General features: G+C 57.1%; 20 protein-coding genes and 1 riboswitch. Of the genes, 18 read left to right on the top strand and 2 right to left on the bottom strand.

Features of this window, described 5'->3' with window-relative positions; genetic code table 11:
• Positions 1-268 precede the first annotated feature (268 nt).
• The 4 genes from trxB to GTO91_RS07700 all read left to right on the top strand — a co-directional run bounded on the left by trxB (position 269) and on the right by GTO91_RS07700 (position 4,998).
• Positions 269-1,585 carry a thioredoxin-disulfide reductase gene (trxB, locus tag GTO91_RS07715; protein ID WP_161257334.1) on the top strand — a complete coding sequence of 439 codons (1,317 nt, stop codon included), beginning with the start codon at positions 269-271 and terminating at the stop codon, positions 1,583-1,585.
• A 101-nt stretch (positions 1,586-1,686) separates the two neighbouring features.
• A riboswitch (guanidine-I (ykkC/yxkD leader) is annotated at positions 1,687-1,786 on the top strand.
• A 116-nt stretch (positions 1,787-1,902) separates the two neighbouring features.
• Positions 1,903-2,826, top strand: coding sequence for an EamA family transporter RarD (rarD, locus tag GTO91_RS07710; RefSeq protein WP_207708991.1), 924 nt, complete (start codon positions 1,903-1,905; stop codon positions 2,824-2,826).
• A 224-nt stretch (positions 2,827-3,050) separates the two neighbouring features.
• Complete coding sequence (locus tag GTO91_RS07705) at positions 3,051-3,800, top strand: tetratricopeptide repeat protein (protein ID WP_161257331.1); 750 nt, start codon at positions 3,051-3,053, stop codon at positions 3,798-3,800.
• Positions 3,801-4,137: 337 nt separating this feature from the next.
• Positions 4,138-4,998: a gluzincin family metallopeptidase gene (locus tag GTO91_RS07700; protein WP_161257328.1), complete on the top strand. Its 861-nt coding sequence runs from the start codon at positions 4,138-4,140 to the stop codon at positions 4,996-4,998.
• Between the two features lie 72 nt (positions 4,999-5,070).
• Here GTO91_RS07700 and GTO91_RS07695 read toward each other — a convergent pair whose 3' ends face one another.
• Positions 5,071-5,253, bottom strand: coding sequence for a hypothetical protein (locus GTO91_RS07695; RefSeq protein WP_161257324.1), 183 nt, complete (start codon positions 5,251-5,253; stop codon positions 5,071-5,073).
• Positions 5,254-5,473: 220 nt separating this feature from the next.
• On the opposite strand from GTO91_RS07695, the gene murA reads away from it, so the two are divergent.
• The 8 genes from murA to GTO91_RS07660 all read left to right on the top strand — a co-directional run bounded on the left by murA (position 5,474) and on the right by GTO91_RS07660 (position 13,681).
• Positions 5,474-6,739 carry a UDP-N-acetylglucosamine 1-carboxyvinyltransferase gene (gene murA, locus GTO91_RS07690; protein ID WP_161257322.1) on the top strand — a complete coding sequence of 422 codons (1,266 nt, stop codon included), beginning with the start codon at positions 5,474-5,476 and terminating at the stop codon, positions 6,737-6,739.
• 100 nt (positions 6,740-6,839) lie between these two features.
• A complete protein-coding gene (locus GTO91_RS07685; protein ID WP_161257319.1) occupies positions 6,840-7,484 on the top strand; it encodes a class I SAM-dependent methyltransferase in 645 nt (214 codons plus the stop codon).
• The gene (locus GTO91_RS07680) at positions 7,462-8,370 is read left to right on the top strand and encodes an MBL fold metallo-hydrolase (protein WP_161257316.1); all 909 of its coding nucleotides are present in this window, start codon (positions 7,462-7,464) and stop codon (positions 8,368-8,370) included. The genes GTO91_RS07685 and GTO91_RS07680 overlap by 23 nt, the downstream gene beginning before the upstream one ends.
• 91 nt (positions 8,371-8,461) lie before the next feature.
• Positions 8,462-9,730, top strand: a complete 1,269-nt coding sequence (locus GTO91_RS07675) for a S1C family serine protease (protein ID WP_161257314.1) — start codon at positions 8,462-8,464, stop codon at positions 9,728-9,730.
• Between the two features lie 149 nt (positions 9,731-9,879).
• On the top strand, positions 9,880-10,929 hold the full coding sequence (locus tag GTO91_RS17745; protein ID WP_170294151.1) for a hypothetical protein: 1,050 nt from the start codon (positions 9,880-9,882) through the stop codon (positions 10,927-10,929).
• A 110-nt stretch (positions 10,930-11,039) separates the two neighbouring features.
• Positions 11,040-11,525: a 23S rRNA (pseudouridine(1915)-N(3))-methyltransferase RlmH gene (gene rlmH, locus GTO91_RS07670; protein ID WP_161257312.1), complete on the top strand. Its 486-nt coding sequence runs from the start codon at positions 11,040-11,042 to the stop codon at positions 11,523-11,525.
• Positions 11,526-11,586: 61 nt separating this feature from the next.
• Entirely contained in the window at positions 11,587-11,925 is a 339-nt protein-coding gene (locus tag GTO91_RS07665; RefSeq protein ID WP_161257310.1) for a zinc ribbon domain-containing protein YjdM, read from the top strand.
• 301 nt (positions 11,926-12,226) lie between these two features.
• Positions 12,227-13,681 (top strand): DEAD/DEAH box helicase, encoded by a 1,455-nt coding sequence (locus GTO91_RS07660; protein WP_161257308.1) that lies wholly within the window; start codon positions 12,227-12,229, stop codon positions 13,679-13,681.
• Positions 13,682-13,945: 264 nt separating this feature from the next.
• Here the strand turns inward: GTO91_RS07660 and GTO91_RS07655 are convergent, their stop codons facing one another.
• Positions 13,946-15,151 (bottom strand): MFS transporter, encoded by a 1,206-nt coding sequence (locus GTO91_RS07655; protein ID WP_161257305.1) that lies wholly within the window; start codon positions 15,149-15,151, stop codon positions 13,946-13,948.
• A gap of 129 nt (positions 15,152-15,280) precedes the next feature.
• On the opposite strand from GTO91_RS07655, the gene GTO91_RS07650 reads away from it, so the two are divergent.
• From GTO91_RS07650 to GTO91_RS07625, 6 genes are all read left to right on the top strand, one after another.
• Positions 15,281-16,174 (top strand): LysR family transcriptional regulator, encoded by an 894-nt coding sequence (locus tag GTO91_RS07650; RefSeq protein ID WP_161257303.1) that lies wholly within the window; start codon positions 15,281-15,283, stop codon positions 16,172-16,174.
• A 147-nt stretch (positions 16,175-16,321) separates the two neighbouring features.
• The gene (locus tag GTO91_RS07645) at positions 16,322-16,765 is read left to right on the top strand and encodes a MarR family winged helix-turn-helix transcriptional regulator (protein ID WP_328793755.1); all 444 of its coding nucleotides are present in this window, start codon (positions 16,322-16,324) and stop codon (positions 16,763-16,765) included.
• Between the two features lie 108 nt (positions 16,766-16,873).
• Positions 16,874-17,968, top strand: coding sequence for an NADH:flavin oxidoreductase (locus GTO91_RS07640; protein WP_161257296.1), 1,095 nt, complete (start codon positions 16,874-16,876; stop codon positions 17,966-17,968).
• A 46-nt stretch (positions 17,969-18,014) separates the two neighbouring features.
• Positions 18,015-18,827 (top strand): nitroreductase family protein, encoded by an 813-nt coding sequence (locus GTO91_RS07635; RefSeq protein WP_161257610.1) that lies wholly within the window; start codon positions 18,015-18,017, stop codon positions 18,825-18,827.
• 322 nt (positions 18,828-19,149) lie between these two features.
• Positions 19,150-20,040 (top strand): GGDEF domain-containing protein, encoded by an 891-nt coding sequence (locus GTO91_RS07630; RefSeq protein WP_161257292.1) that lies wholly within the window; start codon positions 19,150-19,152, stop codon positions 20,038-20,040.
• A 110-nt stretch (positions 20,041-20,150) separates the two neighbouring features.
• Positions 20,151-20,819 carry a transglutaminase-like domain-containing protein gene (locus GTO91_RS07625; protein WP_235919316.1) on the top strand — a complete coding sequence of 223 codons (669 nt, stop codon included), beginning with the start codon at positions 20,151-20,153 and terminating at the stop codon, positions 20,817-20,819.
• Positions 20,820-20,884 lie beyond the last annotated feature (65 nt).

Here is a 20,884-nt window from a genome sequence, read left to right as displayed (position 1 = left end):
AGGAATCGCTGGTGTAAGGTGATTGAAAGTCAAACTGAAGTCAATTGACAATCTTGAAAATCGCAATTGCATTTTTGCAGGAAGGCCCCGCAGGGGGTCTTCTTTTTTTATCTTTCAATCTTTAGACGCAGAAGTCAGTCAAAAAGTTCCCGTCGCAAAGTGCCTCGTTGCGCCCTGCCGCATCGCTTGACACCTCCTTCACGATCGGCCTATAATAGAAGCCATAAATATACCCCTGATGGGTATAAAACGTTCGGGAGTGAGCGCAATGATCGACTTTCCGTCGGTGCAGACCATCGCCATCGTGGGCTTATCGGACAAACCGGGCCGCGCCAGCCGCCATGTGGCGGAGTACCTGAGAGAACAGGGATACCGGATCATTCCCGTCAACCCGACGGCGACGGAGATCCTCGGGGAAAAGAGCTATCCGGACCTCGCCTCCATCCCGGCCGATATCGAGATCGACGTGGTGGACGTCTTTCGCCGCTCCGAAGAGGTCCTGCCCATCGCCCAGGAGGCCATCGCCCGGGGGGCGAAGATCCTCTGGCTGCAGGAAGGCGTCATCCACGAGGAGGCGGCCAAGCTGGCGGAAAGCGCCGGCCTCACCGTCGTCATAGACCGTTGCATGCTCAAGGAAGACCAGGCCTGGCGGAAAAAAGACCCGAAGGACATCTACGATGTGCTGATCATCGGCGCCGGTCCGGCTGGGCTGACGGCCGGCCTCTATGCGTCCCGGGCGGGATTGCGCACCGCCATCTTTGAAGCTGTCATGCCGGGCGGCCAGGCGGCGACGACGGAAATTATCGAAAACTACCCGGGCTTTGACACGCCCATCTCCGGCCCGGAACTGATGATGCGCTTCATGGCCCAGGCGCAGCGCTTCGGCGCCGAACTGATCTCCGAGCAGGTGACAAAAACCGGTCTGAAGGGTCACCTCAAGCGCGTCGAAACGGCAGGCGGCCTCCGCTACGCCCGCTCTGTCATCATCGCCACCGGCGCCCAGCCGCGCCGCCTCGGCGTCAAAGGCGAAGCGGAGTTTCACGGGCGGGGCGTCTCCTACTGCGCCACCTGTGACGGCGCTTTTTTCCGAGGGCGCAAGGTGATCGTCGCCGGCGGCGGCAACTCGGCCGTCGAGGAGGCCATGTTCCTGACCAAGTTCGCCACCGAGGTCACCATCGTCCATCGCCGCGACCAGTTGCGGGCGACGAAGGTCCTCCAGGAGCGGGCCTTCCAGAACCCGAAAATCCGCTTCGTCTGGGACACGGTGATCGAGGAGATCGTCGGCGGCGCCGCTGTGGAAAAGGCGCTCATCCGCAACCGCAAAACGGGTGAGGCCGGCGAGATCGCCTGTGACGGCGTCTTCGTCTTCGTCGGTCATTCTCCGGCAGCCGATTTCCTGGTCGATCCCCTGGACCGGACGGAAGAGGGCTATATCGCCGTCGACGCCAACCTGGCCGCCAGCATCCCCGGCGTCTTCGCCTGCGGCGACGTGCGCAACACGGTCCTGCGCCAGGTGGCCACCGCTGTCGGCGATGGCGCTGTAGCGGCCATCTCGGCGGAACGGTATCTGTCGGGCCATCATTAAGCAAAAAGCAAGACTCCGGCTGGATACCGTCGCGACGAGCGGAGTGCGCATGCGGAAAAGCCATGGGGTTGCGGCAAGCGTTAAAAAGGAGTAAACTGAAGCAAGAGGTTCTCTAGGGTTCCGCGGCGCTTCGCCGGCCTGGTCCGAGAGAGAACGCGCAGGGAGGCCCTGTGTACACGGAGGGAAAAAAGCCCGGGAGGATATCTTCACGCGATATCTTCTCGGGCTCTGCTTTTTCTCCGTAGGCCAGTAGCAACCCATTGAACAACCTGTTCAATCAGCACAATCAGCCAAAACGGGAAAGAGATGAAGCAACAATGGCTCAGACAGAAGAAAAAGCGGCGCAACGCAACATGATCACCGGCGTCTACTACGCCCTGGCGGCCTACCTCGCCTGGGGATTGCTCCCCCTCTACTGGAAGTCCCTTCAGGGAATCCCGGGGATGGAGATCCTGGCCCACCGGGTCGTTTGGTCTTTCGTCTTTGTGATGATGATTATTTTTGCAACGGGCCAGTGGGAGAACATGAAGAGCGCGATGGCAAAGCGAGAGAACTGGTTGACCTTGATTACCGGATCGCTGCTGATCAGCGCCAACTGGTTCATCTACATATGGGCCGTGAACAACGGCCATATGGTCGAAGCGAGCCTCGGCTACTACATCAATCCGCTGCTGAACGTGGCCGCCGGCGTCCTCTTTTTGCAGGAGCGGCTGAACCGGGGGCAAATCGTGGCCATCGCCCTCGCCGCGTCCGGTGTGTTCTTTCTCACCGCGCAGTTTGGACAGGTCCCCTGGATCGCGCTCACGCTGGCCGTAAGTTTCACCCTCTACGGCATGGCGAAAAAGAAGGTAAGCTTTGAACCGGTGGTTGGGCTTGCCGTCGAGACGGCCATGGTGACGCCGCTGGCTATCGGCTACCTCGTCTACCTGCATGCCCAGGGGACCGACGCCTTTTCCGGCGGCACACCGCTGGCTATGGCGCTTTTGATGGGCGCCGGTGTGGTCACCGCCATGCCGCTGCTCTGGTTTGCCCAGGGCGCGCGCCGGATCCCTTTGTCCACGATCGGCTTTATCCAGTACCTGTCGCCGACGATGAGCCTACTGCTGGGGATCTTCCTCTATCACGAGCCCTTTACGCCGGCCCATGCCGTCAGCTTCACGCTGATCTGGGCGGCGCTGGTCGTTTACTCGCTGTCACACCTAAAGGGGATGCGAGAAGCGCGAAAAGAGGCGGTGGGGTAGAGTAGCGCCGCAATAGAATCCGGCATTCGTAGGGAAAAACTTTACTCGGCGCTGCGGGCCTTTTATAATACGGCTAAGCGCCTCCGAAGAGATGGACAAGTGTGTTCCCTGATCCCCCCGAACCAGGCATGCTGCAACGAAAGGGATAGGTTTTCCGCAAAACAGGCGCGCTGTTTTTCCAAAAACAGGGCGAGCGTTCGCCCAAGAGAAAGGATGAGACCGCATTGGCCTCAGAATCTTCCCTCTACAACAAGCAGCGCCGGGTCTACGCGATTGTGGCCCTGCTTGTGATCGCCGGCCTGATGGGCAGCACGATCGTCTATTCCCTCACCTCCCTGCGCAATGCGCCGGCGCCGGCGAAGGACGACAGCGCCTATACGGAGAGCCTTAAAGAGACCTGGCAGGCTGACATCAAGGGACTAGAAGAAAAGTCGACGGCCGATCCGAAAGATGCCGCCGTCTGGCTCGAACTGGCCAACACCCGCTACAACCTGGCCTCCCTCTACCGGACCACAGGGGATAAGGAAGCCTCGCAAAACACCTTCCGCCGCGCCTATGAGGATTATCAAAAGACCCTGGCCTTGAAGCCGGACGATATCAACGCCCGCGTCGACGCGGCCACAGCCGCCTTCTACGGCGACCTGATCGATGACGCCGAAAAGAACTTTAAGGTGGCCATCGAAAAAGACCCGCGCCACCTGAACGCCCGCTACAACTACGGCATCTTCCTCATCCAGGCCCGAAAAGACCCGGCGGCCGCCAAGGCCCAATGGCAGAAGGCCCTGGACGCCAACCCGCCGGCGAAAGAGGCGGAAAGCCTGAAAGAACTGATCCAGGTGGCCGACTCGATGACGCAACCAGCGCCGGCGCCGAACGGACAAAACCCTGCAACCTCTGCTGCGCCGGGTAACACGGCTGCGCCGGGCGTACTGGAAGCGCCCGATCTGAGCGGGATCGGCAAGAAGCAGCCCTAGCTGGTCCTGCCGACACGTAACGGAACGGAAGGCAGATAGGTAGCCTTACGGGGCGCCCCTGTGGACATATGCGACGGATTCCCGCCGATTTTGTTTGTCTGTCATCTTAGATATAAGCGCCCCTGACTGCGCCGCCCACTTCCGGGCGGCTTTTTATATCCTTTTATTCAGGAAGAAGCCGTACATCGACCCCAGTAACCTTCTTTTTTATCCAGGAAACACCCATCCAACCAGGAAAATCCCAGTCCCAAAACCCCTCCCGGTTGGTATAATGGACGGGCTTTCCGATCTTGCAAGAATTATTGCTTATATAATGGAAGGGACCGGGGGGAGAAACATGGGGGAATGGAGAATCGACCCGCGCCTGTGGTGGGTCGCCGGGTTTTGTTTGCTTTTTTTGCTCGCCTTTGCCGGCCGTGCCTTTGCCGCCACCTGGCCGGTGATGAAAGCGGAGGGCTTCGGCTGGTATCGCGAGTTCAACCGGCGTGAAGCCGAGCGGGACACGCGGCACTGGCGCGTGCTCGAGGGAGAGCATGTCACCCTCCGCTACTGTGACGAAGACGCCAGGCTGGCCCCTTTGGTGCTCCGGGACACGGAGCGGATCTACCCGCAGGTGACGGACATGGTGGGCTATCAACCTGCCGTGAAACCGCTCGTCTTGCTCTATCCGGACCGGGAAAGCTTCAACGGCGTTTTCGGCTGGAAGGACCAGTCGGCCATGGGCGTCTACTACGCCGGCGTCGTGCGGGTGCTGTCGCCCCGCGTCTGGAGCCATGACGAGGCCGACATGGCCGGTCCCATGGCCCACGAACTGGCGCACATGGTCCTTGACTATCAAACAGGGGGGAACATCCCGCGCTGGTTTACCGAAGGCGTGGCCCAAGAGGCGGAACGCCGCCTCAGCGGTTTCACTCTCTCCCGGCCGAAGGGGGACTGGGCGGAACGGCTCAATCCTTTTGACGCCATGGACGACGGCTTCGACAACCTGGAGGACCAGCGGCTGGCCTACCGGCAGTCGTTGCTGGCCGTCGACGTGCTCCGCGACGCCGGTCCGGAGACGCTGAGCAGGACCATCGACGGGCTGGCTGCGGGGGAATCCATCAGCGATGCCATCACCGATGCGACCGGCTGGGATTGGGACACCTTTGTGCAGAAGGTGTATGCGGCAGCGCAGAGAGAAAACAGGGGGCGCAAATAGGGAGCAAAATCGATTTGCGCAAATAAGAACCCCCGCCGCTCCGCGAAGGGAGGGCGGGGGTTTCCATGAGCTTCACCGGTTGTTGCGGTAGGAGGAGAGGACCGTCTCTTCGAAATGGGGGTAACAGTCGTTGCAGACATGCCAGCAAGCGAGTTCCTTTGAGGAAGCACCCCACACCTGGAAGACCATTGTGCAAATCAATTCGACCACATTGGTTCGCAGGCAGACGTGACAGCGGTCATCCTGGGAAGACATGCCGATCCCCCTCCTTCGCGTTTTTTTGACCAACTGAATATTCAGATAATACACGATCGGCCTGCTTGCGTCAATCGGTTCAAGCAGGAAAGAAAACGCCTGCCTGGTGAGGCGGCAAGCAGGAATCCGGCCTAGCTAAGAGAATAAAAAGAAGAAGCATTGGCTAATCGACCCCAAGCCGCCGACGCCTTTGCCACAGTAGAAAGGGGAACGATGCTCGTTGGGCAAACTGTTGATTCAGGGGGGGATCCCCCTGGAAGGGCGCGTACCCATCAGTGGCGCCAAGAACTCGACTCTGCCCGTCATGGCCGCCTGTTTCCTGGCCCATGGCGAGACGATTTTAGAAAATATCCCGGAAATCACCGATGTGGACGTAGTGATGGAGATCTGCCGCGAAATGGGCGGCGAAGGGGAATGGCTGGAGCGCGGCGTCATCCGCCTCAATGTGCCGGACACCATCTCCTGCAAGACGTCCTATACACTGGCCAAGAAGTTGCGGGCATCAAACCTCTTGCTGGGCTCCCTGTTGGGACGCTTCGGCTGGGCCGAGGTGGCCCTGCCGGGCGGCGACAACATCGGCACCCGGCCCATGGATTTACATATCAAAGGCCTCTCTGTTCTCGGCGCTGAACTGAAGATCGAACACGGCTACATCCGCGGCGGCGTGGCCGGCGGCGGCAAGCGCTTAAAAGGCGGCAAGATTTACCTCGACTTCCCCTCGGTGGGCGCGACGGAAAATATCATGATGGCCGCCGCCACGGCCCAGGGACAGACGATCATCGAGAACTGCGCCAAGGAGCCGGAGATCGTTGACCTGGCCAACTTCCTCAACGCCATGGGCGCCCGCATTCGCGGCGCCGGCACCGACGTGATCCGTGTCGACGGCGTCAGCGAACTCAGAGGCACCCGCTACACCGTCATCCCGGACCGCATCGAGGCGGGCACCTACATGATCGCTGCGGCGGCGACGCACGGTCGGGTGATCGTGGAAAACGTGATCCCCACCCACCTGCACGCCATCACGTCGAAACTGCGCGAGATCGGCGTCCGCGTCGAAGAGGGCGACGACCAAATCTTTGTCGACGGCACCGGCGCGTTCCGGCCCGTCGATGTGAAGACCCTCCCCTATCCCGGCTTTCCGACTGACATGCAATCCCAGTTGATGGCGCTGCTGTCGACGGTCAACGGCATCAGCATGATCGTCGAAAACGTATATGAAAACCGCCTGCGCGTCGTCGATGAGCTGCAGCGCATGGGCGCCCAGATCAAAATCGAAGGCCGGACCGCTGTCATCGACGGCGTGGCGCGGCTTTCCAGCGCCCAGGTGAAGGCCTCGGACCTGCGTGCCGGCGCGGCGCTGATCATCGCCGGGCTGATGGCCGACGGCGAGACGGAGGTCTCCTGCCTCCACCACGTCCTGCGCGGCTATGAGCACCTGGAGGAAAAACTGATCGGCCTCGGCGCGCGGGTGCGGCGGATCTCCTAAAGGATGTTTGCGTCGCCCCTTCCCGGCGCTCCCTGCGGCTGTTGAAGCCACCATTTGCACTCGATTCGCACCACCTATCGCAGAAAGAAGGAAACAGCCGTTGCAGCGGGTCACTGAAACGATCGCCGTACCGGGCGGCCCTGTGCTGAATTTTACCCGGATCGGCAATGTAGACGATCTGATCTCCGCCGCCCAGGAGGAAGATGAACTCCCCTTCTGGGCGGAGCTTTGGCCGTCATCGCTCGGCCTGGCCGCCTACCTCTGGCGGCAGGTGGACATGCAAGAGCGCCCAGTCCTGGAACTGGGCTGCGGCCTCGGCCTCTCGGGCATCGTGGCCGCCTTGAAGGGCGCCGACGTGGTCCAGACGGACTTCATCCCGGCGGCGCTGGAACTGGCCGGGGAAAACGCCGCCCAGAACGGCGTGGAGACCGAGCGGGTTTGGGCCGACTGGCGGCGCTTTCCCGCCATGGGCGATTTTTCGCTGATCATCGGCTCCGACATCCTCTATGAGCGGACACTGCACAGCGATCTAGAGACGATCCTGACGAATCACCTAGCGCCGGGGGGCGAGTTTATCGTCGCCGATCCGGGACGGGAATGGGCGGCTCAGTTTTTTGACCGGCTGGACGCTGCGACATGGCAGCGGGATATGTCGATCATCCCGGTCCAATTGGACCAGAAAGATTACGCCATCCGGATTCACCGGTGGCAACGGAGGCAGCATGCGGTATACGACCATTGCTAGCGGCTCCAGTGGCAACTGCGCCTTTGTGGAAGGCAAGCAGACGCGGCTGCTGGTGGACGCCGGGCTGACGGGCAAGCAGGTGGAAAAGGGATTGGCCGCTGTCGGCGTCGATCCCCGGACGATCGACGCCATCGTGGTCACCCACGAGCATATCGATCACATCCGCGGCGTCGGCGTCCTGGCGCGGCGCTACAAGTTGCCCGTCTATGCCAGCGAAGGCTGCTGGCAGGGCATGGAGAACGCCATCGGCGACGTGCCGGAGGCCCAGGTCCGCGTGATCGACCCGAATAAAAAGGTGACCCTGAACAGCCTGGAGATCGAAGCCTTCGCCACCCCCCATGACGCCCGCGAGCCCATCGGCATGACCATCGATGACGGCGACAGCCGCCTCGGCATCGCCACCGACATCGGTTACGTCACCCGGGGCATGGGCCGCCGCCTCATCGACTGCCAGGGGCTGATCTTTGAAGCCAACCATGATCCGAAGATGCTGCAGACCGGCCCCTATCCGGCCTACTTAAAGCGCCGCATCGCCTCGGACAAGGGCCACTTGTCCAACCCCGACGCCGGCGAGGCCTTGGTCAAGCTCTGCGAGGGCGGCGTCCGGCAGGTCCTCTTGTCCCATTTGAGCAATGAAAACAACCGCCCGGACCTGGCCGTCCATACGGTCGCGTCCATCCTGGCGGAGAATGAACATACCGTCGACCTCATCGGCGACTACGCCCCGCCTGCCGTGGTCGGCCTGGAAGGCGTTATGGCCGTGGCGGAGCAGCGCGCTTTGCGCTGGCCGGAAGCGGGAGCGGAAAGCCGCAGCGGCGGACGGGCCGAACGGGTGCGACTATCCGTAGCCCCCCGGTATGAGCCCCATCCCCTGGAGGAAATCTAGCAAGAAGGCGTTCGTCGCCTAGTTTACGGTTGCTTTGTTGTACAACCGATTCGAAAAGGAACGGACAGTTTCGAAACGGAGGAACGACGGAATGAGTTACTTCGACGAAAAGGGTCCTTACCGGGAGAACCCCTCGAATCAAAGCCCCTACAATGATCATACGGGCAATTCATCCAATCACTACAGCCAAGGTCCCTACGGCGGCGGCGGCGGCGGTTATCCCTCCGGACCCTATGACAAACCGCCGAAACGCCGGCCCGGACTGCTCTCGTACTTCGTAGTGGCCCTCGCCGCCGCCGTCCTCGGCGGCTACATCTCCCAGTATTTCGCTCCCCATGCGCCGGCCCCCGCGCCGAGCACGCCGCCCCCCTCGGGCTATGCCTTGCCGCCCCAGGTGGCTGACCCGGCTCAGGTGAGCATGGATGGCAACCGCATCGTCCAGGTGGCCCGCGCCGTCGGCCCTGCCGTCGTGGGCATCTCCAACCGGGTGCGGGTGAGTCAGTTCTTCCGTGGCAACCGGATCGAGGAGCAGGGCACCGGCTCCGGTGTCATCTTTGACGGCAGTGGGTTCATCGTCACCAACCACCACGTCGTCGCCGGCGCGGCCGAACTGGTCGTCACCCTCACCGACGGCCGGACCGCCCCGGCCAGCCTCGTCGGCTCCGATCCGAAGACCGACCTGGCCGTGATCAAAATCAACCTGGACAACCTGCCTGTCGCCAAGTTCGGCGACTCGTCAAAGGTCAACGTGGGCGAACTGGCCGTCGCCATCGGCAACCCCGGCGGCAAGGAGTTTGCCGGTTCGGTGACCCAGGGCGTCGTTTCGGGCCTCAACCGCCAACTGAACACGCCGGAAGGCTACGCCTTCAACCTGATCCAAACGGACGCCGCCATCAACCCCGGCAACTCGGGCGGCGCCCTCTTGAACGCCAACGGCGAGGTCATCGGCATCAACTCGATCAAGATCGCCGTCCAGGGATTCGAAGGCATGGGCTTTGCCATCCCCTCGAATCAGGTCATGCAGATCATTGATGAACTGCGCTCCAAGGGCAAGGTCTCCCGGGCCGCCCTCGGCGTGACCCTGATAATGGATGTCGACAAAGAACTGGCCCAGAAGTACAATCTAATTGTGGACTACGGCGTCGTCGTCAAGCCTTCGCCAGGCGGACCGGCCCAGAAGGCGGGCATGCAGAACAACGACATCCTCATCGCCATTAACGACAAGCCGGTCCGCAACCGCATGGAACTGCAAAAAGAACTCTTCGGCTACAAGGTGGGCGACACGGTCAGGGTAACCGTCGTCCGGGAGGAGCAAAAAGCGACCCTTTCGGTCACCCTCGGCGAACTGCCGCCGCAGTAAGTCATCATGTCGCGTCAACAGGAAATGGCGTTCAACGCGCAGTAAACGGTAAGCGAAAAAGGAACTCCGGCTGGAACCCCGCTCATGCGGGGTCCCGGTCCGGAGTTCTTCTTGGAAACTACAGAGATGAAGAAAGGCGGATGCAAACGATGGCACAGGATATGCACGGCTGCGCCCAGAACGGGCAGTGCGATGGACAGGGTCACGATCAAGGGCATGGACAGGGGTACCACGACAGTCACGGTCACGACGCCCACGGCCACGATGCTCATGGGCATGACGCCCACGGTCATGGCGCTGCGGCAGAAAAATCGAAACCGTCCTCCTGGGGCTGGGTGCCCTTTTCGCTGATCCTCTCCGGCCTGCTCACCTTCATCCTGGCGCCGGTGGTGGCTTACCAGGGTGTCCCCGTGTCGGCCCAGCAGCAACTGCAGCCGGTCCAGGCCCAGACAGTCGCCGAGCAGGAAGTCATGACCGCCGTCAAGGACGCCTTGACCAATCGGTTCAAGGCCTTCATGACCGGCGACGCCAAGCTCCTGGAAAAGTCCTTCGGCAAGCAAGGTGTCGCCGACGCCCTCCAGGACGAAAAAATGGTCTTCAATGAAGCCGTCAAGCAGTTCAAAGACGCCAAACTCAAAGGCGACGTGAAGGTCGAAGTGGCCCCCTACAAGATCGATGTGGACGGCAGCAAAGCCCACGTCCTCTTCCGCTATATGGTGACCATCGGCAATGAGCAGCCGATCATGTCCGCCCGCATCTGGGACCTGAACAAAACGAAAGAAGGCTGGAAAGTCGTCGGCAACAGCGCCTTCGTCGACAGCCCGGCCACCGGCAAGGTCGTCAAAGAGGCCAAAGCCTTCCTCACCGACCTGAAATTCAACCACACCCAAGCCTTGCGCGGCCCCTGGGACACGGGCAATGACCCCCTGAACACCGTCACCGCCAAGAACATCAAAGCCCTGGCCGGCAAAGGCGGCAGTTGGGAAGTCACCAACGTCACCCTCGGTGACCTGATGACCATGCAGTCTGTCGCCTTCTCGGAAGACGCCAACTGGGCGCGCGTTATGATCCAAAACAATGAAACACAGAAGAAGTATGTACTGATCATGGCCAAGGTCCCGCAAGGCAAAGGCGTCATGGCTGCCGAGAAGTGGGCCGTGTATGGGATGGTCACGGAGAAGGAATACTTTGCCCAGTAAGGGATAGCCCATTAAGCAAAGTTTGAAATCGTTACGGTGACTTAGGGTAAATTGCGGTAAATTAACAGGAAGCAAACAGGGCGACCATCGTAGACAGAGAGGTTTGGACGATGCTTCATATCCGTATTGTCGCCGTCGGGAAACTGAAAGAGAAGTACCTGAAAGAAGGCCTCCAGGAGTATACAAAACGCCTGGGGGCCTATTCCCGTTTGGAGATCATCGAGGTGCCCGACGAAAAGGTGCCGGACAAGCCATCCGACACGGAAGCGGAGATCATCAAGCGAAAAGAAGGCGACCGCCTGTTGGCGACCGCAGGAGAAAAGGACTTTATCGGCGTTGCACTCGATCCTCGTGGGGAGATGTGGTCGACGGAAGACCTGGCGGAACAGATGCGGGGATGGGAGTTGTATGGGCCGAACTTGGTGGTGTTCTTTATTGGGGGGACGTTGGGGCTCTCCAAGGAAGTCCATGCCGCTTGTAAGGCGAAGTGGTCTTTGTCGCGGTTGACCTTTCCTCATCAGTTGGTGCGGTTGATATTGCTGGAGCAGGTATATCGGGGGTTTAAGGTGAATCGGGGGGAGACGTATCATCGCTAACGGCGAAAAATCCAGTTTTTATGATAATCAACAACAAAACGAATGGAGAAAATAAAAAATTATGAGTGCTTTGCCTAATTGCCCAAAATGTAATTCCCAGTACACGTATGAAGACGGGGATATCTTGATCTGCCCGGAATGCTCCCATGAGTGGTCGATAGGATTAGAAACCGAACAAAATCATGAGACAGTTGTCAAAGATGCAAATGGGAATGTATTGCGGGATGGTGATTCGGTAAGTGTAATTAAAGATCTTAAGGTAAAGGGAAGTTCTTCTGCTCTGAAGATGGGCACGAAGGTTAAGAACATACGGTTAGTTGAAGGTGATCACAATATTGATTGCTACATCGACGGTTTTGGAGCTATGAAGTTAAAATCTGAATTTGTTAAGAAGATATAAAGGCAGTTCGTTGCACTTTGTCTCAAGTGAAGGGTTAAAACCTACCACCACTAAACCGGCATAGTGCCTCAACCTTTGCGTAATGCAGGGTTGAGGCTTCTTTTTTTGTTGTATGTTTCGTCTAACAGTTACGTCAATCCGCTGTCTCCTGTTAAGGCACTAATGTTCTCACTGCGCGATAAAACTGGTTTTTTTCGCAAAACAAATGCCTCGTGACCAAAACTTATACTCGCATGATAAACAGAAAATCAGGTATGCTATTCATGAATAATAAATTAAGTTACAGAATGGGGTTCATGTCATGGACAATAGAGGCGTTGCATCCTACGGTCTTGGCGAAGAAATCGTAAAAGCCTTGAAAAGCATTGGATTTAAGACCCTGACAGAAGTACAGCAACAAGCGATTCCTTTGATTCTTCGCGATAAGGATATTATCGTTAAATCCCAGACAGGCAGTGGGAAGACAGCAGCCTTTGCCATTCCTCTTTGCGAAAAGATGGAGATAGAGCAAAAGAACCCCCAGGTGTTGGTTTTGACACCCACCAGAGAATTGGCCGTTCAGATCAAGCAGGATATCACCAATATAGGGAGATTCAAAAAGATCCGGTGCGCAGCCGTATATGGTAAGCATCCCATAGAATTTCAAAAACGAGAGTTAAAGCAGCGGGTCCACGCCATCGTAGGTACACCCGGCAGAACCTATGATCATATCGAAAGAAAAAATTTCATTCTGGATGAGATCCGGTATTTGGTGATTGATGAAGCGGATAAGATGCTGGATATGGGTTTTATCGAACAAATTGAAGCGATTATAAAAATGTTGCCCCCAAATCGGGTGACTCTGTTATTCTCCGCGACAATGCCGGAAAAAATCGTTGCCATATGTGACAAATACATGCGCAACCCTGAGAAAATCGAGGTAAAATCGAAAAATCCCACGGCCGATAAAATCGAGCAGCATTATTATGAAGTATACGAAGAAGATAAGAGTAGTCTTTTAAATAAGATTATCTACACCCAAAGACCGGAAAGTTGTATTATTTTCTGTAATACCCGGGAGCAGGTAGATGCAGTATTTAGCAAAATGAAGCATAAAGGCTATCTCTGCGGCAGCCTGCATGGAGGCATGGAACAGAGAGAGCGATTGATGACCATTCAAAAGTTCAAAAGAGGCGAATTCAGATTCCTTATTGCTACCGACGTGGTGGCACGAGGTATTCACATTGACGATATTGCCCTCATCATCAATTATGATGTTCCGATGGAATGTGAAAGCTATATTCATCGTATAGGTAGGACAGGCCGAGCAGGGAATGAAGGCACCGCCCTCACTTTCGTAACGCCCCGCGAGCATAGGTTATTAGCGGAGATAGAAGAATATGTACAGTATAAGATACCGAAGCGGGAACTGCCGGCCATGGAAGAAGTGGAAAGCGGGAAGCGGATTTTTGAGAAAAGCAGGAATGTAAAGCCAAAACGGAAACAGGATGTAAGTGAATATCTCAATAAAGAGATCACAAGAGTCCGGATCAATGCCGGAAAAAAGACGAAAATGAGACCGGGAGATATCATGGGTGCACTAACCAGTATTAGCGGTGTAGGTGCAGGGGATGTGGGGATTATCGATGTCCAGGACACTTGTTCATATGTTGAGATTCTCGGGGGGAAGGGAAAACTGGTTTTGGAAGCACTACCAACCACAAAGATAAAAGGGAAGCTGCAAAGTATCAGGGAAGTAGGTCATCCCAGTCTATAGCTCCCACCGTACAGGCGGTTCTTGTCTCTTTAGGTTATGGATTCTAGATTTTCAAATCCTATTAACCCGCGAAAGACGGAGTTTGTACACTTGAATACAGTGTCTTTGACTCTGCTTCAACCTGTTCACGCTGGTTGAAGTATTCTTCCATCACGGAGAGCGGCGTTTGGCTTCGAGTGCGAAATCCTCCATCAACGTCCGGTTGAACCCCCCCATGACGCCCGCGAGCCCACCGGCAGCATGAATCTCGCCGTACCCTTCCGCTTAAGTTTTAGGGTAAAGTATGTTTCTATCGGCTCTACTCAGCGCAAGCCAAGCTAATGTCAGTAGTAACAGTATGACCCCCGCTCCCCAATAAGCCGCATAGGCTTGTACAAATGTGTTAAGCAGATAACCAAGAAACGGCCCAACTGCGGCTCCAAAATCAATGGCGATCGAATAAGCGGTCAGCACGAGGAGTTTCGAGGAAGATGACGCTGCATCTGAAGCGATCGCATCAGTAATCGTGGTCAGCGCGGTTGCTGCCAGTTGGATACCGATGACGATCAGCAACCATGGGATAATCGGGATATCAAGAGGGAGTAGGGTAAATAGACAAATCGCCAGTAGCAATGATGCGATGAGGACCATTCCCCGGCCATAACGCCCATCCGATATTTTCCCAACCCAAGGAGCTAACCAGGGTTCCCACCCCCATCGTATGGCTTGTAGAATCCCTGCGAGAGATGCAGCCCCGAGGGTAAAACCAGCGATATTGATGATGGCGGAGTTATGCGCTTGGACCAGATAACTCAGGGTTGCCGTGAACATGCCTTGAAAGATCATGGCCACCAGCATTCCAGTGAGTAAGGCCCGAAGGATCATTCGATTTTTCCACAGCACCGATTTATTCGAAGTATTTTCTTCTCCGCTTGTTCGCTTGTCCGTAGAAGTGGGAACCCAGATCAGAGCGGCCGGAATGGATAATAACGTGATCGCGCCGAAGATCAAGGCTGTCACGGATAAACCGTAACAGTCGGCAATGAACCCGCCGGCGAGCATGCCGACGAGACTGCCCAAGCGATATAAACCATTGAACATCCCCATGCAATGGCCTCGATTCGCGTCCGTTGAGCAATCGACAATAACCACATAGGAGCCCAAGCGCAGGAAGGTCCAGGCCAAGCCCCAGACGCACCGGATCAGAAGCAACGGGAGAAATCCTTTTACAAGCCCATAGGAGATTGTCGTAGCAAACGCCAGCGCAGCAGCGAGAAGCACCCCTTGGCGGGTGCTGATTTTTTTGTATAGCCAACCGACAAACGGATTCAAGGGTAATCGGATCAAGCGATTGATGGATAAGAGAACGCCGACTTCCCATAAGGAGCTAAGTCCAGCCTCTTGCCAATGGGTCGAGAGGACAATGTATAGCATGGAGTCGCCGATCAGGCAGGCGGCGGTCAGCAGGGCGATGACGATGATCGGTTTCATCTCGGAATCAACGAGGTGGATAGGCCATCCGCTCCTTTCCCGCCAAGTGTAATATATAAAATTGTGTCATGTAAAACGCATAATTCCGTGATACAATATCGAAAAGTTCTATATTTGAAGGGGCAACACATGGACGCATTGGGCATCGAGGCATTCCTGGCGATTATCCAAACGCGAAGCCTGACCAAGGCAGCGGAGCTGCTTCATCTGTCACAATCGACGGTCAGTTATCGACTGCAGGGGTTAGAACGAGAATTGGGCGCAACGTTGATCGAGCGCAGGAAAGGCGTGCCGACGATCAGCTTGACCCCGTTTGGAGAAAGCTTTGTTTCCTTAGCCGAGCGGTGGAAACTGCTTAAAAGGGAAATTGCCCTGTTGCAGTCCACCGGCCCGCAGGTTCGCCTTACGATCGGCGCCGCGGACAGCTTGAATGTGTATGTGTTGCCACCGCTTTATCAGATCTTCAGTCAACAATGCCCCTCCGTTCGTTTGCAGATTTGTACGCAACATACGATGGAATCCTATGAAAGCATGGAGCGCAAAGAAATCGATGTGGCCTTTGTAAAGATGGAGCGGGTGACGCCCGGCATCGTCGTTGAGCCCTTTTATGTGGACGAGATGGTGGTCGTTCGGCGCCGAGGAGAAGAACGAACACCGGCGGATATTGTTTCACCGCTCGAATTAGACGACCGACATCAGATCTATTTCAACTGGGGGCCATCCTACCAGATGTGGCACGACCGGTGGTGGGATGCCAACAGCCCCTCTTGTCTCCAAGTCGACGTAGCCGCGCTGATCTTTTCGCTGATGTGGGATGCGCGCCAATGGGCGATTGTCCCCCGGTCGATCGCAAAGGCATGTGCCCAGAAGGATGTATTTGTCGTCCAGAGGCTTTCCGATCCGCCGCCGCCGAGGGTCTGTTATCAACTCACACCGAAAACCCCCGATCCTGTCAAAGCATCGGCCATCGATCGGCTGAACCAGTTTGTTCGTTTGATTTACCACGAAGCGAAATTTCGTTGATTAAAAAAATTCGTCCGAGTTGTGCCGTTCTCTGAAGGCATCCTCCAAACAACAAGCAGCATGGGCGTTGACGAATGAGGAGGGCGGATGATACATTAATAAGTGTATATACACGAAATACGCCAAACCGGAAGGGCGATGCTCCTCGTGACGCCGATTCGACACGTCTATCCTCATCCTCCGAGCTTGTGTAACTGCATGAACGTCCGCCGGGCTGCGCGGGCCGTCACCCACTTCTATGATGAGGTGTTGCAGCCGAGCGGTCTTACGGTGGCCCAGATGGCGCTACTGCGAAATCTGGATCCGCTAAAACCGGTGACCATGAGCGAACTGGCCAAATCGATGCGGATTGACCGCACCACCGTGAACCGCAATCTGCGGCCCCTGGCGGATGCCGGACTCATCTCCGTCAACCCTGGCAAGGACTCGCGCACCCGGGTGATCACGCTCACCGCAACCGGGAAGGAGGCGCTCGGGAAGGCGTGGGCGCTATGGGAGGAGGCGCAAGCATCGATCAGAGAGTACATGGGGGAAGAGGAGCTTTCGAAGCTGACAGAACTGCTGTCAAAGTTAGAGGCCCTTGCCCCGTAAAAACATCATTTGCTATCGCCGTTGTCGAGAGAAAAGCATCAAACTCAGTACGATGTGAGTGAAGATAATCAGTACGATGTGACGTGAAGAAAAAAGGAGAGAATCCCCATGAAATCGTTGTTCAATCCAACGACACTGGCCGGAATGCCACTGAAAAATCGCTTGATCCGGTCGGCCATGTATGACGGTTTGGCCGATGAACGCGGCCACATCACCGACGCGCTCGTGCAGACATACGAGAATCTGGCGAAAGGCGGCGTCGGCGCCATCATCACCGGCCTTGCCTATGTAAGCGACCGGGAGCATCCGATGCCGGGACAGATGGGCATCTATGACGACTCCTTTATTGATGAATATCAACAACTCACGGAAACGGTCCACCGGCACGACGCGAAGATCATCCTCCAGATCGCGTACATGGGATCGCAAACTTCTCCTGCCCCTGGCAAGGTCATGTGGGGGCCGAGCGCCGTGGAAGATTTGTTCTATAAGACGACCCCGCAGGAAATGAGCGTCGAAGACATTCGACTCGCCCAAACCGCCTTTGCCGACGCGGCGCTCCGGGCGAAGGAGGCCGGTTTTGACGGTGTCCAACTCCACGGCGCCCATGGCTATCTGCTCAGCAAATTCCTGACGCCCTATTACAACCGCAGGACCGACGGCTATGGCGGCGGCATCGAGAGCCGGGCCAGGATGGTTCTGGAAACGTATCAGGCCATCCGGGAGAAGGTGGGCCCCGCGTTCCCGATTCTCATCAAAATCAACTGCGACGATTTTATGGACAAAGGGATGACCTTTTCGGAAAGCCGCTATGTATGCAACAGGCTGGCCGAATTAGGGATCGACGCCATTGAAATCAGCGGCGGCTCAGGCTCCTCACGTCCGAGTGAGGGGGCCGTGAGAACTGTCACGGCAGAACAAGAATCCTACTTCCGGACCTATGCGTCCCAAGTCGCCCAGGAAATCGACGTTCCCGTGATCCTGGTCGGGGGCAACCGAAATGTGGCCGCGCTGACCGATCTGCTCAATCAGACCGCCATCGAATACATAGCCCTTTGCCGGCCACTGATCCGGGAAAACGATCTGGTGAACCGTTGGCAGAATGGTGATGCAAGCAGCGCAAAGTGCATTTCTTGCAACAAATGTTTCGGACGCGGAGGAATCGTCTGTGTGTTTCATCGGAAAGAGACGGGGCTAGCGTGATACCACCGAAGGGCTCACGAAAATGTCCGTGCAAGGGGGCGTAGCCATGGATTTGATTACGGTACAACCGGAAAAATGCGTGAACTGCGGCATATGCGCCAAAGAGTGTCCCACCTTCGTTCTCCGTATGGGACAGACGGGCCCGGAAGCCGTGGCGCCGCAATCGTGCATTCGCTGTGGTCACTGTGTGGCCGTCTGTCCGAACGAGGCCCTGGATCATGCCAAGACACCCCTCGCCGGACAGGCGGAAAGCGGCCATCTATCGAGACTCAGCGCGGCGGAGGCGGAGCGCTTTCTCCGGTCACGCCGTTCGATCCGCAATTATCTCAATCAGCCGGTGCCGCGAGAAGAGCTGCGCAAGCTGGTCAACGTTGCGCGTTTTGCGCCGACGGCCATGAATCTGCAAGGCCTGTCCTACCTGATTGTCGACGACCAGGCGATCCTGCAAGAGGCGCTGGAGATTGTCGTCAGATGGTTAGAAGCCGATGCGTCGCTGGCCCAACGGGCGGCACGTTATATCCAGCCCTCTCGGGAAGAAGGCAAGGACGCGATCCTGCGGGGCGCGCCGGCCCTCATCATGACCACTGCCGACAGCCGACACCCAAGAGCCCGGGAGAATGCGCTGTTTTCCCTGGCCTATCTGGAATTGTACGCGCCGGCGCTGGGGTTAGGGACCTGTTGGGCGGGCGTGTTCGAGTCCTGCGCCCTCAGCGAAGATTCTCCGCTGTTGGAATTGTTCCATATCCCGAAGGGCAAGAAGATCACCGGCGCGGTGATGGTCGGGTATCCGCAATATCGCTATCCAAGGATCGTGGATCGAGATCGGCTGGATGTTACCTTTTTTACGCGTGAGGGGTAGAGTCGTCGCGATGATGCGGAACCAAGTTTTTTGTCCGCGGCATCATCCATTCTGTTTCAATAAAGCCGGCTCACGTGATGCAAATGACATGTTTGTTAATTGTTCAAATTACTGCAAATTGAAGTCAAGCAGGAATCCCTGCAAACAGGGTTTTGCGACCGCAAAAGAGAAATAGTGATGCCATAAGGCTGGTGCAGCCTGTTCATGTGCAACACGATGTAGACAGCAAGCACAGGCGCTCTGTGCGGGAGCAAGCATGAGGAAAGCAGCGGAAGCATCCGGCGGATGGCAGCAACAACCTGGGCGATGTGGTATACGTGCGATGGCGATGGCCCTTCTGGCGATCGTGTTTACTTGCGCCCTTAGCTTGTTTGCGCCCCTGTGTTCCCCTGCTGCAGCGTCGTCGCCGGAATTCCCGCCGGCGCTGCTGCAGGCGTCGCCCCATCGCTGGCAGGTCATCGCCGCCGTCATTATTGTGGCACTGCAAACCCTGCTGATTTTTGCCTTGTTGTCTAACCAGATGCAGCGAAGACAGGCGGAGGCCGACATGCTCCGAATGAACGCTGAGTTGGAAGCGAGAGTGGCCGAACGGACCCGCGATCTGGAACGGGCCAACCGGGAACTGCGCTTTGCCAAAGACGCCCAGGAGATGCTGAACGGCATTCTTCGCAAGATGAACGAAGAACTGGACCGCAATGCGCGGACAGATATGCTCACCGGCCTCGTCAACCGGCGCGATATGACCGAAAAGATGCATGTAGAACTGGACAAGTACCGCCAGACAGGCCGGGGTTTCTCCCTGGTCATCGGCGACATCGACCATTTTAAGCAGATCAACGACGGATACGGCCACAACGCCGGCGACATGTTGTTGCGCGCCGTGGCGGAACGACTCCGCCAAGTGGTGCGACCCGATGACACCGTCGCCCGGTGGGGCGGTGAGGAGTTTTTGTGCCTGTTGCCCGAGACGGAACTCGTAGGTGCGATGGCGGTGGCCGAACGCATGCGCGCCGCCGTGGCTGACCATGAATTTTGCTGGAGCGGGTGTCCCGTCTCCATAAGCATCACCTTTGGCGTCTCCTCCGTTGGCCCCGCTGACAACATCGATGATATCCTGCACAGGGCCGACCAGGCGCTGTACAGGGGGAAACAGAGCGGGCGCAACCGGGTGTTCGTCGCCCCGTTGCCGGAGTCACTGGAAATGGCGCGCTGAGAGGACACAGAAGAAACCGCTTTCAGGCGCTATGACCTGGAAGCGGTTTCTCGTTATCGTCCCAATTAGAGACGGCAAACGAATGGAAAGAGGGAGGAGGCGCCTTGCGCTTGGAAGACGTTTCGATTGAGAAGGTGCCATCAAACTTGTCGTTAATCCCGGAAACTTCTGACGTAGAAGCATACCTCGCCGTATCTGACGTCATTGACTGGGAGAACCCAGCGGTCCGAGAAACAGCCGAACGGTTGTCGGCAGGTAAGGACCTTAGAGGGCTAGCCAGTAAAGAGGACGATGAAGTGGAAATCATCCGCGCCATCTATCACTTCGTCCGAGACGAGATCGCCCACTCAGCCGACATCGGCGGGCAGGTCGTCACCTGCAAGGCCTCAGAAGTGCTCGAACACCGAGAGGGGATCTGTTACGCCAAGGCCCATCTGCTGGCGGCGTTGCTCAGATGCGTCGGGATTCCAACGGGATTTTGTTACCAAAGGCTGCTCTTAGATGATGAGGAGATGCCCTGGCTGATCGTGCACGGGCTGAACGCCGTGTACCTCAAGAGCGCCGGGAGATGGATCCGCCTCGATGCCCGCGGAAACAAGGCCGGTGTGGAAGCCGAGTTCTCGCTGGAAGGGGAGAAGCTGGCCTTTCCTGTCCGTCCGGAGTTGGGTGAATCGGAGGATCTCGTCATCTATGCCGATCCGAGTGAAAAGGCGGTGCAAGCCCTGCAACGCTATCAGACGGTGGAGGAACTGCTGGCAAACCTTCCGACAGACGTATGAAAGAAGCGAGTGAAACGATGTTTCAAGGCTAATCCCCGGAGACGGTCCGGTTCCTTTCTACGTGA

This window comes from Heliomicrobium undosum (assembly GCF_009877425.1).
GTDB classification, from domain to species: domain Bacteria; phylum Bacillota; class Desulfitobacteriia; order Heliobacteriales; family Heliobacteriaceae; genus Heliomicrobium; species Heliomicrobium undosum.
This window is presented reverse-complemented; position numbering and strand designations above follow the sequence as displayed.